16 protein-coding genes are annotated in these 17,230 nt (G+C 38.1%); 9 read left to right on the forward strand and 7 right to left on the reverse strand.

From position 1 onward, the window contains the following. Positions 1-7 precede the first annotated feature (7 nt). The 3 genes from F0342_RS08715 (at position 8) to F0342_RS08725 (ending at position 2,560) form a co-directional block, all read left to right on the forward strand. Positions 8-1,195, forward strand: a complete 1,188-nt coding sequence (locus tag F0342_RS08715) for a hypothetical protein (protein WP_149155574.1) — start codon at positions 8-10, stop codon at positions 1,193-1,195. A gap of 71 nt (positions 1,196-1,266) precedes the next feature. Further along, on the forward strand, positions 1,267-1,749 hold the full coding sequence (locus F0342_RS08720; protein ID WP_149155575.1) for a M67 family metallopeptidase: 483 nt from the start codon (positions 1,267-1,269) through the stop codon (positions 1,747-1,749). A gap of 112 nt (positions 1,750-1,861) precedes the next feature. Continuing rightward, positions 1,862-2,560, forward strand: coding sequence for a glycosyltransferase family 2 protein (locus F0342_RS08725; protein WP_149155576.1), 699 nt, complete (start codon positions 1,862-1,864; stop codon positions 2,558-2,560). Between the two features lie 72 nt (positions 2,561-2,632). Here the strand turns inward: F0342_RS08725 and F0342_RS08730 are convergent, their stop codons facing one another. Together F0342_RS08730 and F0342_RS08735 are read right to left on the reverse strand one after the other, a co-directional pair. Beyond that, a complete protein-coding gene (locus F0342_RS08730) occupies positions 2,633-3,544 on the reverse strand; it encodes an NAD-dependent epimerase/dehydratase family protein (RefSeq protein WP_149155577.1) in 912 nt (303 codons plus the stop codon). Positions 3,545-3,630: 86 nt separating this feature from the next. Next, the gene (locus tag F0342_RS08735; protein ID WP_149155578.1) at positions 3,631-4,698 is read right to left on the reverse strand and encodes a glycosyltransferase family 4 protein; all 1,068 of its coding nucleotides are present in this window, start codon (positions 4,696-4,698) and stop codon (positions 3,631-3,633) included. 261 nt (positions 4,699-4,959) lie between these two features. On the opposite strand from F0342_RS08735, the gene F0342_RS08740 reads away from it, so the two are divergent. The 6 genes from F0342_RS08740 to F0342_RS08765 all read left to right on the forward strand — a co-directional run bounded on the left by F0342_RS08740 (position 4,960) and on the right by F0342_RS08765 (position 11,422). Further along, complete coding sequence (locus tag F0342_RS08740; protein ID WP_149155579.1) at positions 4,960-5,919, forward strand: YncE family protein; 960 nt, start codon at positions 4,960-4,962, stop codon at positions 5,917-5,919. Between the two features lie 237 nt (positions 5,920-6,156). After that, a complete protein-coding gene (locus tag F0342_RS08745; RefSeq protein WP_149155580.1) occupies positions 6,157-7,377 on the forward strand; it encodes a glycosyltransferase family 4 protein in 1,221 nt (406 codons plus the stop codon). Positions 7,378-7,649: 272 nt separating this feature from the next. Then, positions 7,650-8,744: a non-hydrolyzing UDP-N-acetylglucosamine 2-epimerase gene (gene wecB / locus F0342_RS08750; RefSeq protein WP_149155581.1), complete on the forward strand. Its 1,095-nt coding sequence runs from the start codon at positions 7,650-7,652 to the stop codon at positions 8,742-8,744. Then, on the forward strand, positions 8,734-9,726 hold the full coding sequence (locus F0342_RS08755) for an SDR family NAD(P)-dependent oxidoreductase (protein ID WP_149155582.1): 993 nt from the start codon (positions 8,734-8,736) through the stop codon (positions 9,724-9,726). Before wecB ends, F0342_RS08755 begins: the two co-directional genes overlap by 11 nt. Continuing rightward, positions 9,723-10,544, forward strand: a complete 822-nt coding sequence (locus F0342_RS08760) for a dTDP-4-dehydrorhamnose reductase family protein (RefSeq protein ID WP_149155583.1) — start codon at positions 9,723-9,725, stop codon at positions 10,542-10,544. The genes F0342_RS08755 and F0342_RS08760 overlap by 4 nt, the downstream gene beginning before the upstream one ends. Beyond that, the gene (locus F0342_RS08765) at positions 10,541-11,422 is read left to right on the forward strand and encodes an NAD-dependent epimerase/dehydratase family protein (protein WP_149155584.1); all 882 of its coding nucleotides are present in this window, start codon (positions 10,541-10,543) and stop codon (positions 11,420-11,422) included. Before F0342_RS08760 ends, F0342_RS08765 begins: the two co-directional genes overlap by 4 nt. Before the next feature lie 55 nt (positions 11,423-11,477). Here F0342_RS08765 and F0342_RS08770 read toward each other — a convergent pair whose 3' ends face one another. From F0342_RS08770 to sat, 5 genes are all read right to left on the reverse strand, one after another. Beyond that, entirely contained in the window at positions 11,478-12,359 is an 882-nt protein-coding gene (locus tag F0342_RS08770; protein ID WP_149155585.1) for a glycosyltransferase family 2 protein, read from the reverse strand. Between the two features lie 103 nt (positions 12,360-12,462). Then, positions 12,463-13,230: a 3'(2'),5'-bisphosphate nucleotidase CysQ gene (cysQ, locus tag F0342_RS08775; RefSeq protein WP_149155586.1), complete on the reverse strand. Its 768-nt coding sequence runs from the start codon at positions 13,228-13,230 to the stop codon at positions 12,463-12,465. Positions 13,231-13,276: 46 nt separating this feature from the next. Beyond that, positions 13,277-13,873: an adenylyl-sulfate kinase gene (gene cysC, locus F0342_RS08780; RefSeq protein WP_149155587.1), complete on the reverse strand. Its 597-nt coding sequence runs from the start codon at positions 13,871-13,873 to the stop codon at positions 13,277-13,279. A gap of 26 nt (positions 13,874-13,899) precedes the next feature. Continuing rightward, on the reverse strand, positions 13,900-15,657 hold the full coding sequence (locus tag F0342_RS08785; RefSeq protein WP_149155588.1) for an SLC13 family permease: 1,758 nt from the start codon (positions 15,655-15,657) through the stop codon (positions 13,900-13,902). A gap of 29 nt (positions 15,658-15,686) precedes the next feature. Then, complete coding sequence (sat, locus tag F0342_RS08790; RefSeq protein WP_262481679.1) at positions 15,687-16,835, reverse strand: sulfate adenylyltransferase; 1,149 nt, start codon at positions 16,833-16,835, stop codon at positions 15,687-15,689. Positions 16,836-17,230: the final 395 nt, after the last annotated feature.

Raw genomic sequence — 17,230 nt, forward strand, 5'->3', positions numbered from 1 at the left:
GAAAAAGGTGACCGAGGAGGAGTATAAGCTTAACCATGGCACAGACCACCCTGAGTTAATGAATGATATTCATATGATATCTGAAGAAATTGAATCTCTCTATAATCATTATTCGAGACGAATTAAAAATGTGTCAGAAGAATTGTCCAGAGAAAGATCCAAACATTTGGTGTATCAATTAGAAATTGCGGAAAATCATCATACCATCCTAATGTTGACAGAACAAATTGAATTTCTGCTTCAAAATATTGAAATGGAATTTGAGTTTGATCTACAACTGCAACAGGAATTAATGAAGAAATCCCTTTCCCATGAACATGAGCTGACCAATGACAATTACGCTCAGGTTGCATATAAGGAAGAAAGCATCCATGATAACTCAAAGGATGTCTATCTTGCACCTACACCAATCCCGGAAGTTAAAGTATTTTACGAAAGTGCTCAGAGTCACATGAGATCGCCACTCGAAAAAATTAAAAATGGAGCGATCTCTTTATTAATTGAAACGAATGAGTACTTTCTTTCAGAGAAAAAAAAATCCGCTGAAGTTGAAGTATATAAATACGCTTTCGTTCCTCTGATTGATTGGTTACGAATGCACCGAAAACAATACATGCGTCCAATTAAAGAAAGGTGGTATACAATAGTGTGGAAATTTTTATGGGGTAAAGAAGAGAAAAACAATCATCCGGAAATACTGAAGAAACTCAATCTGATTGAAGAGCAATTGGTATCGTATTCAATGAAATTCAATGAAGTGGAGGAGACGTTGAAAAAGAACAATGAAAAAGAGGATACAACCAAAAGTTATTTACAGAAAATAGGTGTATTGAACGATGAATTAAAGAAAGTTGAAGAATATTATGAGGATGAGCTTCATTTATTAAAGAATCAATTGGAAGATTATAAACAAAGAGAAAAAGACCTTGAAAAAGAAGTAAGTTTATTGAATGAAAAATATACAGGTAGGCAAAAGGAAAAAAGTAATCGTGAAGTTGAAATGGAAAAGGAGTTGGATAAACTAAGGAAAGACCTTCAATCTCATTCCAAAAAGAAAAACGAAATTTACAAAAATATGAAGCAGCAGAAAAAGCAAATTCCTCATGTTAATCCTCAATTCGATGAATACGGTAATATCCCTATGGCATCTGAATCAAAACGTACCATGTTTAATCCCAACAAGTATATAAGGTGAATTGAAAGGGGGGATAAAAATGCAATCCAAAGATCTCAACAATATTTATATGCGTAGAAAAAGAGTACCCATTGGAATTAAGAAAGAGGATCGAATCAAAATGGAAGTTAAGAGGACGAAATTTAAATTTAAGGGCTGCGGGTGCAACGCCTAAAGAAATCGTAAGAATGCCTAAGCGAGTGTACAAAAGGATGATGATTGAAGTTGAAAAGGGGCTTCCGAATGAAGCTTGCGGGTTAATTTCAGGTTCCATGAATCTTTGTCAGACGATTTGGCCAATGAGAAATACAGAACCTACACCATATTCTTTTGCCATCGATCCCGATGAACAAGATCATGTCATAGGTGAAATGCTTCATAAAAGGGAAGCTTTTATGGGGATATATCATTCCCATCCGTATGGAAGTCCTGTCCCTTCAAAGGACGATGTTACTTTCTCACAATTTCCGGAGGTTTATTATTTTATAGCTGCTATCGGAGGAGGGAAAGAAGAATTAAGATGTTACAAGATCAATAATGGAAAGGTTAAACATATCGACATTATGATTGAATGAAAGAGTGCTGAATGCACTCTTTTTCTATGGACTGGGTAATGATACAAGCACCCTTCTGTCATTTACATAGATTGGTAGTATCACTTATTTTGATGAAAGAGGGGAAAACTAAGTGAAGGTATCTATTATTATTCCATTTTACAATTGTGCATATATTGACCAAGCCATTCAGAGCGCTCTTCGTCAGACCTATAATGATATTGAAGTCATCGTTGTAGATGATGGTTCAACTCAATATGTTGAAAAAATTCAACCTTTCAAAAACAGGATAAAGTATATAAGGAAGTCAAATGGTGGAACGGCCTCAGCTTTAAATGAGGGTTTAAGGCAAGCAACAGGGAAATATTTTGCCTGGTTGAGCTCAGATGATATGTTTCTAGCAAGCAAAATCGCCAGGCAACTTGCTTATATGAAGTCAATTGGCTCTAAAGTATCTTATACAGCATTTAAAACCATTGATATAAATAATAAAGTGATGAACGAGATCCACTCCAGGAGAATGAATAGAGATGCATTTCAGAACCTCCTATTAAAAGCATGCCCTGTGAATGGATGCACTGTAATGGCGGAAATCGATTTAATAAAGCAGGCAGGGTGGTTTGATGAGAGACTGAAATACACACAGGACTACGAGATGTGGTGCCGCTTGAGCCTTTATACTAAGATGCATTATCTGGATGAAGTGCTTCTGTTATATCGGGTCCATCCCAGAATGGGTTCTGCAAAACACGGGGGGGGAATGGTCAAAGAATCACAGTATATCCAAAGGAAATATCAGAATTTCTTTAATATTTCCCGCAAAAAGAACTAATTTTATCTATTAAAAAATCATCAATCAATTGGGTTTGTAAATTGATTGATGATTTTTTAATGTTCGAGGTATTTAGAAGGAGTAGGACAAATAGGTTTCCCTCATTCCATCTTGAATGGAATAGTATGGTTTCCAGGATAATATACGTTTTGCAAGAGTGTTATCTAAACAACTATGCTTAATATCTCCCTGTCTATCCACTGTATGGAAGGCGTGAATTTCATTAGTATGATAATTCTTCAATAAGTCGATTAATTGAAGAATCGATGTTCTTTCCCCTGTACTTATTTGCATAATCATCTGATTACCTTTGTCGGTTGCTGCAATATTTGCTTCCACCACATCTTGTACAAAAACATAGTCCCGTGTTTGAAGCCCGTCCCCATTGATTTTTAACTGTTCATGCTTCTTAAGTTTCTCCAGAAATACAGCAATGACCCCTCCTTCTCCTTTAGACGTTTGCCTGGGTCCATAGACGTTTCCATACCGAAGGATGGTGAATGGAATCTGGAAGGTATCGTGGAATAGTTTTATATAGTTTTCAGCGGTAAGCTTTGATAAACCATAGAACGATATTGGGGAAGTCTTGTGTGATTCGTCAATCATTTGACTGGAGACATTCCCATAAACCGCTGATGTAGATGAAAAAACGAAATTCTTCAAAGGATACTGCCTGCAAGCATTCAATAAATTGATGGTTCCTGCAACATTTGTGTCCATATCATCTAGTGGGGCAGAGGTGGATCGGGACACATCAGCCTGGGCAGCCATGTGAAAAATATAATCGGGTTTTTCCTTAAGGATGACTTTTTGTGCCGCAGGAGTAGAAATATCCAACTCATGAAAAATGGCTAAAGGATTTATATACTCCTTCTTACCACTGCTTAAATTATCGATAATATGAACACTATAGCCTTTGGAGATAAGTGTATCCACTAAATGGGAGCCTATAAACCCTGCTCCGCCAGTAACGAGTGCTTTCAAATGACATCTCACCTTTTGCTATTTTTAATAGCATATGCTTTTGGACGAAGCTTTGATTGAACATGTGCCCTTAAATCAAAAGGAATCTATAAACCTATAGACTTTAGCATTTGTGTGAAATGTTTACAGTACTGTGCATGACTGAACTGAGATTTTAAGTGAAGCAGAGCATTTTCGATGATGTAATTACGGAGTTTGGAATTATACATGAGTTCTTCCGCTTGTTGAACGGCATGCTGAATGTTTCCGATTTGATAATACTTACCGGATTGGTTATGCAAGATCGAACTCCTCACTCCATCTGAGTCTGTTGTTAGAACGGGACACCTGCAGCTCATAGCTTCTAACAAAGAATAGGGAGCCCCCTCCACTTTTGAGGTTGAGCAAAGAAATCCTCCGGAATCGCCGATTCTCGAGAAGTAACCAGGCATTTGATTATTCGGTACATTTTGTAGTACATGTACATATTTATCTAGGTTCAATCTGTTTTTCAATTGGATAAAATCATTTCGCTCCTTTGGGGTAGACAAGCTTGGGTCCTCAAACATGTATAAATCAATCATTTTATTCGTTTTAATCAATTGTTGACCAATGTGTAAAAATTCACGCCAATTTTTGTTGTCCTCCAATCTACCAATCCAGGCAACAATAGCTCTATCTTTTTTAGGATGCTTTTGGTAGGTGAAGGCTTTATGATCAAAGCAATTATTAAACTCAAAAATAGGAGTGGATTTGAAGAACTCTCTGAAAATCACCCCTATATGGGGAGTCTTGGGATACAGGAGTGCGTGACAATACTTCTGTACATATGGTATTGCATTTTGTAATTGTGCCCGAGCCACATTCTGAGGTCCAAACCCTTGAATCTCAAGAATGATTTTCCCTTTAAATCCTAGGTTTCTAAACCTTTCCATTGCCGCATAATCGGAAGTGATCACCATGGCATCATATTTTCCCTTTTGCAAAATGTTCTTGATCTCCTGATCATCATTCGTAATGAATACATTTGATTTCTCATGATTCAATAATTCTCGCCGTTTACTGTAATATAAAAAATCACACCGGATCCCCGCTTGTTTTAGGGCGATGGATCTTTGCCTGTTTAACGTTTCAACTCCTCCACTAGGTACATAAAAAACGAATAGTATTTTCATTTGATATCCTCCAATCATTTAATACGAGCAAATAAACAATCCTATTATTCTTATATGTAAGTTAACCCTGTTTGTAGAGGGCTAAGTGGCTAATATTTTGGAGAATGCCTTATTTTATTAGATTTTTATGTCAAAAGATACAAGCATTACATAGAATATCGGGAGAAGTTATTCGGAAAGCCTTAAAATATTCGTAGTTGTTAAAATCGGGACCTGCTATCCGATAGGTAGATTAATTTTAATTATAATGAGGTGATAGGGTTGAACGATTTATACCTTGTAGGGGCAGAACAAAAATCAAAAGTGATGAAGGATTGGGAACAGTTTAAAAAAGCGGTAGTCTTAAAATTGAATGTGGCGACCAAAGAAGCAGAAAGAGTCATCGAATATATTTCTCCGCAGGAGGTCTGTCCTGCACATGAAGCTTCCATTTCATTTACAGCCGCTTCATTAAAAGATAATAGGCTGTTTGTATGTACCCAAACAGAAATCCTGGTCTACAATGCCATTACTCATAAGCTCATAGACTACTATAGTTTACCATTATTCAATGATGTTCATCATGTGACACCAAGGAAGAATGGAAACCTATTGGTCGCTAACACAGGATTGGATATGGTAGCTGAAATAAATCCAGCAGGTGGGATTGTGAATCTCTGGAATGTGATGGGCGAAGGGCCATGGAGCCGATTCGATCCAAATATTGATTATCGGAAAGTTCCTACTACAAAACCGCACTTGTCACATCCCAATTTTGTTTTTGAACTAAATGATGAAATTTGGGTGACCAGGTGCCTTCAAAAGGACGCCATTTGTTTAACCGACAGAATGAAGAGAATAAACATAGGTCGTCAGCTAATACATGATGGGGTCGTCTATAATGGGAAAATCTATTTTACACAAGTTGACGGAAGAATAGTCATCGTAAACGCTAACACACTTAAAATAGAGAGAGTAGTGAACCTTGTAGAAATCAGCAAACATCAAGAGAAAATCGGATGGTGCAGGGGAATTAAGCCTATATCAGAAGATTTGGTGTTGGTGGGATTTTCTAGAATACGTCCAACAAGTAAGAAAAATAAAGACGGCTCAACCAAATATGTTGGTGATTTTGGTGTCATGCCAACAAGACTATCATGTTTCAATATTAAATCCAACATTCTTGTTTGGGAAAAAAATCTTGAGGAGTATAACTTCAATGTAATCTATTCAATTCATTGAAATGGCAGCTATTCGTTAATCAATCAAGCAGCATGATCGTAATACATCATTTTGTTAAATGGAGTGAAATACATGTTACCAAGAAAAAATTACCTTAGGCATGTGTATGGAAAACGTGGATCAGGCGTTAATAGTAACGGGAATAAAATCCACAATTCTTTTAATCACAAGAAACTCACCATACCAGATACACGATTAAAATCCATCCTAGAACAATTTCCAAAGGATTGATGATTGATGAATATATTAATTGCGACAGTGTTTCCTCTACCAGGGGGAGGTATTTGGTCTTTTGTCTCTAACTTGTCGGCTTATCTTGTCGGGCAAGGTCATCATGTAGATATTTTATGTACAAGGGATAATAACTCAAAAGTAGTTATATTGGGAAGTGAGACAGTTATTGATCTTAGCCAGTATCGTTCCTATGTTGAAAAGAAATTAATGAGGTCTGTTCCCCATTTGCCGAGAAATCCCTGGGTATATCATGCGGAATTAAATCGGTATATATTTGAGCAGGGTGTTTCCAATGTTGACATGACTAAGTACGATATCATTCATGCACAGGATGTCATTTCCGCAGTGGCACTTAGTCGTGTTAAGCCCCTTAGGGTCCCGCTTATTACCAGTGGTCATGGATATTTAACTGGGGCCATATTCCATCAGTATAAATCCTTGAATACTAGTATTGAGGATAAATCGATATGGAACTCATTCATACTTCAGTATTATGCCCGCCTTGAACAAGTAGGATTTGAATCCAGTGATTTCATCCATACTTCAAGTCAATGGATGAGAGGAATCATCGAAAAAGAATTCAAAATTGATCCATTCCATATTCATACTTATAAATATGGAGTAGAGCTTTCTCAATTTAATGGTGATTCCCCTTTCAAGCGCAAGGGTGCGAAGAAGATCATATTAGTCAATAGTCGCCTGGTCTATTTAAAAGGACTGCACAATTTAATAGAAGCTCTCTCATTCTTGAGGTCCAGAGATAAGTGGGAATGTTGGATTTTGGGTGAGGGGGAACTTGAAACAACCTTAAAAGAAAGTTGCCGAAATCTAGGGGTCGAGAAGAATGTATTATTCTGGGGAAATACTTCAAAAGTGAAAGAGATATTATACCAATCGGACATGCTTGTTCTTCCGAGCCTGCAGGAAAATCAGCCTTTTGCAGTAATTGAAGCACAGTTACTGGGTGTTCCTACAATTGTTAGCAATGCTGGAGGACTTCCGGAGATGGTTGAAAACAACAAGAATGGTTTTATTATAGAAAAAGGGAATAGCAGGCAGTTGTCGGAGAAGATAGAATACCTTTTGAATAATCCTTCAATACGCGACCAAATGAGTAAATATGCTTCTCAAAAGGGGAAAGAAATGTGGGATGTAAATATATTAGGACGGAAAATGGTCCAGCTATACTCAAAAGCCATTCAATGGAAAAACAGGATCAGGTAATGTCTGATTTATATCTGATAGTAGAGCATGTATTACAGCTTAACTCTTGAGTTATGTGAAAATATTTTTCACATTGGTCTTATTAAATACTATAAAAATCTGTAAGCCCTTTTGGTTTTTAACTCATGATAGCAGAAATATGGGGATACTTTCCTAAATGGTCTATGAAAAAATTTAGGGTATAAGCCTTTTTTGAAATTAGAGAGAGTAGTCTAGGACATGACCCCCTTCTAAACATAGATATATAAGAGAAAGAAAAAGGAGAGGTGATCATGAAAATTGTAACTGTTTTGGGAACGCGGCCAGAAATCATCAGATTGAGTTTAATCATGAAGAAGTTGGATTTGCTGGCGGATGAACATATTATTGTCCATTCAGGGCAGAATTTTACCCACTCCTTAAATGGGGTCTTCTTTAAAGAACTGGGACTACGAGAGCCGGATTATCTGTTGGCAGGTAAACAACAATCACTTGGAGAACAACTTTCATCTTTATTTAAAGAGCTGGAGAAAATCTTATTGAAAGAAAAGCCGGACAAAGTACTGGTGTTGGGTGATACAAATAGCGGATTGAGCGCAATCCTTGCAGAAAGAATGATGATTCCTGTCGTCCATATGGAAGCTGGAAATCGTTGTTTTGACTTGAATGTTCCTGAAGAAAAAAACCGGAAAATTATTGATGCAGTTTCTTCCTATAATCTTGTATACACACCATACAGCAAGACCAATTTACTCAATGAGGGCATGACATCCAGTAAAATCATCATTACAGGAAACCCGATCTTCGAAGTTCTCAGTCAATATGATGTACAAATTGAAGGAAGCTCCATCCTTCAAGAGTTAACTTTGGAGAAAAAGGAATACTTCCTGGCGACCATCCACCGTGCTGAAAACGTTGACAACCCGACACATTTATCTACTATCGTGAATGCACTTAACCAACTGGCTGACACTTATAAAAAGAGGATCATCCTCAGTACTCATCCTAGAACTCGATCCAAACTACATTCATCTCCTCATTTACAATTACATCCATTAATCGAGCTTCACGAACCATTCGGTTTTTTTGACTTCATTAAACTTGAGAAAAACGCGTTTTGTGTGTTGACTGACAGCGGGACCGTTCAAGAGGAATGCTGTATATTTCATATTCCGACTGTAACGGTCAGAAAGACTACGGAGCGGCCAGAAACGGTGGATTGCGGCAGCAATTTCATTTCAGGGTTAAAGGAAACGGCCATTTTAAATGGCGTAAAGGTAATGTGCTCGAAACCATCACAATGGATTTGTCCAGCCGAGTATCTTGATACAAATGTTTCTGATAAAGTGATTAATATTCTACTAGGGGGTTCAGACATTGTTTACTAATAAAACAATTCTTGTGACGGGGGGTACTGGATCATGGGGAAATGAACTGGTATCTCAACTGCTCGAAAAAGATCCAAAGGAGATTCGTATATTTTCCAGAAATGAAACGAGTCAGGTATTAATGAAACAAAAATTTGAGAATCATCCAAAGTTGACGTTCATCATTGGGGATGTAAGAGACAAAGAAGCGGTTTCGGAAGCCACTCGACGGGTCGATTACATCTTTCACCTGGCTGCTCTTAAACACGTTCCTGTCTGTGAATTCCAGCCTTTGGAGGCATTGAAAACAAACGTAATGGGCACACAGAATATTATAGATGCAGCAATTGAAAATAATGTTGAAAAGGTCATTAATATCTCTACTGATAAAGCCGCGAATCCTTCCAATTTCTATGGATTTACAAAAGCGATGGGAGAGAAATTGATCATTAATGCAAATGTAATAACGGATAAAACAAAGTTCGTCTGTGTTCGTGGAGGGAATGTATTGGGTACAAATGGAAGTGTCATACATGTATTCAAGCATGGAATCAAGACCAAATCCAAAATCGGTATTACAGATAAAAAAATGACCCGTTTTTTTCTTACGATCAAGGATGCCATTAAACTGCTTTTCAAGGCAACATTTGAAAGTCATGGAGGAGAAATCTTTGTTATGAAGATGCCAACGTGTAAAATCATCGATCTTGCTCAAGTATTAATTGATCAGTACTCTCCTGACAAGGAAGTGATTGTTGAGGAATCGGGAATCCGTCCAGGAGAGAAACTCCACGAGCTTCTCTTAACTGAATTTGAAAGTCATAATACGATAGTGTATGATAGCGAGTATTTTGTCATCCTTCCAACCATACCTATCAAGGGGTTAATGGAATATTACGAGGACTTCCCCCAAGTAGATTTAGATACGTATTCTTCCAGTGACAATATCATACAGTATGAACAGATCAAAACAATGCTGAAAGACGGGGGTTTTCTAGAATGAACATCCTTGTTCTGGGGGGCCACGGAATGGCAGGTCACGTCATCGTAGAACATTTGAAACGTTGTGGCCATCACGTTTTATATACGGTTAGAAAAGAAGATAAGAAAGGTATTTTATTAGATGTAAGGGACCTGGAAAATGTAAGAAAGGTTGTGTTGGAGCATAAGGCCGAAATCATCATCAACGCAACAGGTCTTCTTAACGATTACGCCGAAGCTCATGTGAAAGAAGCCATCCAAGTGAACAGTCTTTTACCTCACTCATTGAGGGACATGGTAAATGAATACGGAGGTAAGCTGGTCCACATCAGCACAGACTGTGTTTTTTCTGGAGACAAAGGAAAGTATACTGAAAAGGACCAAAAAGATGGTTGGAACGTTTATTCCCAATCAAAATCACTTGGCGAAATCGAATCTTCCCCTCATCTGACCGTCCGTACATCCATCATAGGCCCGGAATTAAAAAAGGACGGTATAGGTCTCCTCCATTGGTTCCTTCAACAGAGAGGAAGTATAAAAGGATATAAAAATGTCTTCTGGAATGGTGTAACGACCCTTGAATTGGCAAAGGCCATACAAGCATTGATAGTGGAGAATATTTCAGGGCTATATCATTTGAGTGTCGATCAAAAGATATCCAAATTTGAGCTCCTGCTTTTATTCAAGGAAATTTTCGAGCACGATGAAGTAGATATTCTCCCTGTAGAGGAGCCAAGGCATGATAAGACTCTTATTCATACTAGAAGGGATTACAAGTTTCCGGTTAAAAGCTACAGGGAGATGCTAAATGAACTTCGAGATTGGATGAAAGAGAAATGAGTAAAGTCTTTATTACGGGTGCATCTGGTTTTACAGGAAGGCATGCATGTGAGTATTACGTTAATAAAGGGTATGAGGTCTACGGTGCAGTTCGTCACCATCAACATCCCCAGAAAAAGGTTCGGCAGGTGAACTGTGATTTGATGAATGCAGATGCTTTAAGTGATATGCTTAAATCTATTCAACCACGTTTTATTCTTCACCTTGCTGCTCAGAATCATAGTGGTCGCTCGTGGGAAGATCCGATCTCGACCATAAACACAAATGTAATAGGGACGATGAATCTTCTTGAGGCTGTAAAAAAAGCTGTGCCCCAATCGACTATTCTCATCGTTGGCTCTGTTATCGAGTATAATCCTTGTCAATCACAACATCCCAATCATCCATATGGCTTATCTAAATATATGCAAATTCTCATATCATCCAGTTGGTCATCGTTCTATGACCTGGATATACGAATAGCAAAACCTTCCAATTTGATAGGTCCAGGAAATTCAAATGGCATATGCTCTCTACTTGCCCAAAAATGTTTACATTACCGGGAAGATAATTCGAAAACTTTTCACTTTCATAATATCCTCGATCATAGAGATTTTGTAGATGTAAGAGACGCCATTGCAGCCTACGATTTAATCTTGCTTAAAGGGGAAAGGAATCATAGCTATACAGTAGCCAGAGGTGAAACCTTCACCTTTTTAAAGATTGCAAAAATGCTGAAGGAGCTGTCACAAAGCGACCTTCCATTATTTACCGACCACTTTCACCACACACCTGACATTCATTTTGAAAATACCTCTCTACGTCAATTATTCTGGAAACCCACCTTATCACTACAAGAAAGTTTGAAAGATATCCTCGAGTACTTCGAAAACCAATGAGCAGGCATCTCATTGCGACGGAAACCTTTTTGTCGTAATGAGATATTGATGTTCACTAGAAGAAAATGTTGAACTTTTTGAACAAATCTTCGATGTCGATCTTTCTTCTGCCTACATATTGAGCTCTTTTAAGTAGTACACCATCTTTGATCACTTTTTTTTCTATGGCAGCAGGCGAACCATGTATGACAAGTGTTTTCGCTTTTTTTATTCTTTTATTATCAAAATGAAGGTAAGCCATTCTTAATAAGTTATAGTATATTCCTTCATAATTAACGTTGTAAGGATGAATGGTTCTAAATAAGTGAAGAGCTGTTACCTGTGGATCGCAGTGGCAGCGATATCCAAAAAGCCATAGTTTGAGCGATATTTCCACATCTTCATGTCCCCACGTTGAAAAACCTGTTTCGAATCCGCCTATATCGTTAAACACCTTCTGAGACGTAATGATACAAGCACCTGGTAAAACGGCTGTTTCAAACAATGACTTCCGTTTCTGATGCCATTTGATTTTGAGTGAAGGGGTCAAGGATTGGCCATATCCCTTGATGGATGGATCATCAAGGGATCCTATGGCAGGGCATACAGCGTCGCTTGTCCCCTTGACGATATGATAAACCAAACGGTCAATCCAAAAATTTTCGAACGTCATATGAGCATCACAAAATGCTAAATATGGATATTTAGCTCTTGAAGCCCCCAAGTTTCTGGCATTTGCCGGACCTACTGCATTTGCACGGACATACGTCACTTTGTGTCGGTGCAAGTAATTTTCCAGAAAGCTGCAGCATTTATCTGTGGAACCATCATCCACTATGATCGCTTCAATCTCAATATTTGTCTTAACCGTAAATAATGAGTCCAAAGTCATTTTCACATTCTTACCTTCATTACGTACTGGAAAAATGATTGATACTTTTGGAGGCTCTTTTCCCATAGTATCGCTCCTTTGCTCTGATATAGCTTAAGGTAGTGTATGGGGAAAACGATTTTTTCGTGAATGCAGAAAAAGGCTGCTTCTTTTAGCAGCCGGCAATTTTTTAAGATATGGAACAGAGGAAAGAGGGGTTAGTGAGAATTTCCTTGTTGTAGACAAGAGGATTGCCTGTCTTATATTCTACCACTTGCCCGTTTGCTTCTTCTACAATTATTTGCCCCGCAGCTGTGTCCCATTCCATTGTAGGTGCTAAGCGGGGATAATAATGAGCACTGCCTTCTGCAATCATACAGAACTTCAAGGAACTTCCAATAGAAGCAAACTCAAGCTTCCCTTCCTGTACTTGTAGACGGTCAATATATTCCTGAGTGGCTTTGGATAGATGGGACCTGGATATGAGCACTTTTTTTCTCAAAGAGGATGAGGAAATAATCAATGTTGATTTTCTATCCGCTGAAGTACCCGCATGCAATATCTTGAAAGCGCCTCTGTTTTTTTCAGCGTAATAAAGAATATCAAGAGCGGGGGCGTATATTATCCCCAATACAGGTCGATTACCTTGGATGAGAGCGATATTGACGGTGAATTCATCATTCTTCTTGATAAACTCCTTCGTTCCGTCCAAAGGGTCAATCAACCAAAATGAAGACCAGTTCTTTCTCTCTTTAAAGGGGATTGTGTCACCTTCTTCACTGAGTATGGGGATATTATTCGAGAGCTTACATAGTTCAGTTTTTATATATTCATGGGACAACTTGTCTGCAAGAGTTATGGGTGATAAATCTGCTTTTTGATGAATGTTATACGTATCGTAATATACTTCCAAAATTCTTTTTCCTGCTTGTATCGCAATTTCTATTATGTCCTTCACTAAATTGTTTTCAACTCCTTATGAAAGAATCCTTTAAATAAGGTTTCTAAATCAAATTCTTGTTCTTTAAATACTGGACGATTTGCTCGACGGATTCTTCAATGGACTGGCATTCTGTGTCAACGATGATCTCAGGTGATTCAGGAATTTCGTAGGGTGAATCAATCCCCGTAAAGTCTTTGATTTCACCCTTTACTACTCTTTCATAAAGACCTTTAGGATCTCTTTGTATGCAGGTCTTAACGCTTGCATGAACATAAATCTCAATGAATTCTTGTTGTTGTAAAAGAGATCTCACGAATGCTCTATCCTCTTTAAAGGGGGAAATGAATGCAGCTAATGTTAATACTCCTGCATCGACAAACAGTTTTGACACTTCTCCAACTCTTCTGATGTTTTCTTTACGGTCTTCTATTGAAAATGATAAGTCTTGATTTAATCCATGTCGAATATTATCACCATCAAGTCGGTAAGTGTGAATCCCGTCTTCGTGCAATGATTTTTCAACCTCGACTGAAATGGTTGACTTTCCTGAGCCGGACAATCCAGTAAACCAAAGCAATGCACTATTATGTCCGTGTAGCTGGTGTCGATTTGATTTCACTACTTTTCCCTCATGCCATTTAATATTCTTTTTCTTCATCTTTTTACCTCCTTCGTTTCCGAAATTCATAGCCAAAAGAAATATATAAGCACTACAGTTGTGAGCATCGTAATGATATTAAGGGGTATCCCCACCTTAAGGAAATCCTTAAACTGATATCCTCCAGGACCATATACAATCAGGTTTGTTTGGTAACCGATTGGCGTTGCAAAACTAGCTGAAGCAGCAATACTCACCGTCACAGCCAATGCAATCGGATCTAAATCCATTGTTCTTGAAACTTCCAGAATAATAGGAAACATCATGACTGCAGCGGCACTGTTCGTCATCATTTCAGTAAATAGATTGGTTAGAAGATAGATTGCCAGAATAATTGCGAAGCCTCCCAGAGGTCTTGAAGCCTCCATTAATAAAGTAGCAATATAAGTGGCAACACCTGAGTTTATTAAGGCATATCCAATGCCAAATGAACACGAAACCAGTAACAAAACATTCCATTGGATAGCATTTTTCACCTCTTGTGCAGATACAATCTTTAATAAAAATAATACTAAGGCGGTACATGCCATTGCTGTCAGCATGGATATAAATCCTAATGTCACCAATAGGATCATTGTTCCTAATAATGCGATAGAGAACCATCCTTGCCTTGATTGTTTGCGGGTGCTGATTTTATTATCAATTGGAGTTGCGTAATAAAAGTCATTTGTATGGACTTTTTTATGAAAATCAGATCCAGTAACGAGCAGCAAAATATCTCCAGGCTTTAAAATAATATCCCCTATTTTGGCTTTTAAGCGCTGATTTTGTCTATGAACAGCGATGACGGCTGCATTGTGTCTACTCCTGAAATTCGTATCTTTGATCTTTTTATATAATAAGGTTGAATGATGTGATACGACAGCCTCCACCAATTGATGAAAGGGGAAATATGAACCGTTATTACTTTGTAATTGAAGACCCTTACTGAACTGAAGCTCCGTGATGGTTGTAATGTCCCCTATGAAAATTAAACGATCATTTTCTTTAAGAATGGTTGTATTGGTGACAGGGGTAATGATTTCGTCATCACGAATGATACTGACAAGAAATAGTCCTCTTAAACTCCTTAATCTGGCCTGTTCAACAGTTTTGTGGATATATGGGAATTCTTTAAGGACTAGGATTTCACCTGTAAACTCCCTTAAGGACTCAAGGTTTGTAATGGGGCTGCTTTGACGGACTGGCAACAAGTAAGAACTGAAAAATACAAGGTAACATAAACCAACGAGGGTTATTGGAACCCCGATCTTACTAAGTTCGAAAAAAGTGAAGCCACGAAGGTTATGATCAAGAAGCAAACCATGCACGACAAGATTCGTCGATGTTCCAATGAGTGTAATAGTACCGCCAAGAATCGTCGCATAAGAAAGAGGGATCAGGAATTTTGAAGGGGAAAGTCGATGATCTTCACACCACTTCTTAACAAGAGGGGTGAATGCAATGACAATGGGAGTATTGTTAAGAAAAGCTGACAGGAAAGAGATTGGGAAGAGAATCTTGGCAAGAATGTGTTTTCTTGAAGTTGAATGATTCAGCAACATCTGAAAAACGTGATCTACAATCCCGCTATTTTGAATACTACCAGCTATTATAAACAATAAACCGATGGTGAGCATCCCTTCATTTGAAAAGCCCCTTGTAGCTTCTTGAGGCGTAATGACACCTGTTAATACGAATAGGAGAAGAGTTGCGGGTAGAATGATTTCGGGCCGTTCCAATTCAAAGACCAAGCATGAGAGCATAACAATCATTCCAAATATTACAATATAAAATTCAATCATGATGTCGTCTCCTTGTGGTATACCTTGATCTATGAATCACGGTTCATTTCATTAATAAGTACGTCAATCACTTCTGGCCTTGAAAATTCCTTTGGCGGCATTATCCCATCCTTTAACATTTTCCGTACTTTGGTTCCGCTCAAATGAATGTGAAATTCATCGTCATGAGGGCACGTTTTTGTAGTAGCCATCGTAGCGCACTTAATGCAATAAAATGCATGTTCAAATTTTAAAATCTCTATTCCTATCTCTTCTTTTGTAAATTCAGAGAAGATTTTCTGAGCATCAAATGTTCCATAATAATTCCCAACTCCAGCATGATCTCTTCCCACAATGAAATGTGAACAGCCAAAATTTTTCCGTACTAAACTATGGAATACAGCCTCACGAGGCCCGGCATATCTCATTGCTGCTGGAAAAGTAGATAATAGTACCCGGTCTTTAGGATAGTATTCATCGAGTAGTTTTTTATAGCTTTTCATTCGAATCTCTGCAGGGATATCGTCTTGCTTTGTGTCTCCGACTAAAGGGTGAATCAATAATCCATCGACATTTTCCAAGGCTGTTTTTTGAAGGTATTCATGGGCCCGGTGTATGGGGTTTCTTGTCTGGAAGGCTACGATGGTGTCCCAACCTAATTCCGTATATCGTTTCCTCAATTGTTTTGGTGTTAGAAAATCCCTTCTGAAGCTATCAGGGTATTGGAGAAGCTTAACGGGTCCAGCAACATACACATCCTCTTTTGTGAAAACCTTCTGAACCCCGGGGTGAAGTTTGTCCAATGTTTTAAATACGAAAAGAGCCTCTGCTTCTTTACAGTATTCATACATTTCTTGTATATCCATCATACCGTAGACCTCTCCATCCTCTCCTTTAAGAAACACGGTATCACCAATTGAAAGACTATCCCTTAATTGTTTAGAAATAGGTAGCGTAATAGGTAAACTCCAAACCAGTCCTTTTGCCAATCGCATTTCTTTCAGCACATTCAGATAGTCTTTTTGGTTCATGAATCCCTGTAAGGGGCTGAAGGCACCTGTGGCAATCAGAACTAAATCGGAAAGCCCCCATGAATCTAACGTGATGGATGGAAGGGAAGATATTCGGGTTAATAGCTCATCACGTTCTTTCCCTTTTACTACCTGGTCAATGAGTTTACCGCCATGAGGGGTAATCATAATGAATTCTCCTTTCATAAAACATCAATTTTATTAAATATTGCTGACCAATAACATGGGCATCAACGTCCAAATGATGAAGTGTAGATCGATCACCTGACTCTTACTAGTTTATGTTAAAAATAATGAGAGGAGAGGGCTGTAGTATAAAACAAACATCAGCCTACCCCTTATAACGAAAGCATCTTTATCAGTACTGCTAGGCGTAAAGCGATATTTTTAATATTAAGATGTTGGGCCAATAGTTTCTGATTGACTTCCTCTGAAAAAGGAGCTGGATGAACCATATAATCAAGCGAATCGATATCGGCGTTTGCTACATGCGAAAGAACTAAATCATATTTCATTCTTAATTTTCATAAGATACATAGACAACTTCAATAGGGTGGTGAGCA

It is taken from the genome of Bacillus sp. CH30_1T, assembly GCF_008364765.1.
In the GTDB taxonomy this organism is placed as follows: Bacteria; Bacillota; Bacilli; order Bacillales; family Bacillaceae_B; genus Rossellomorea.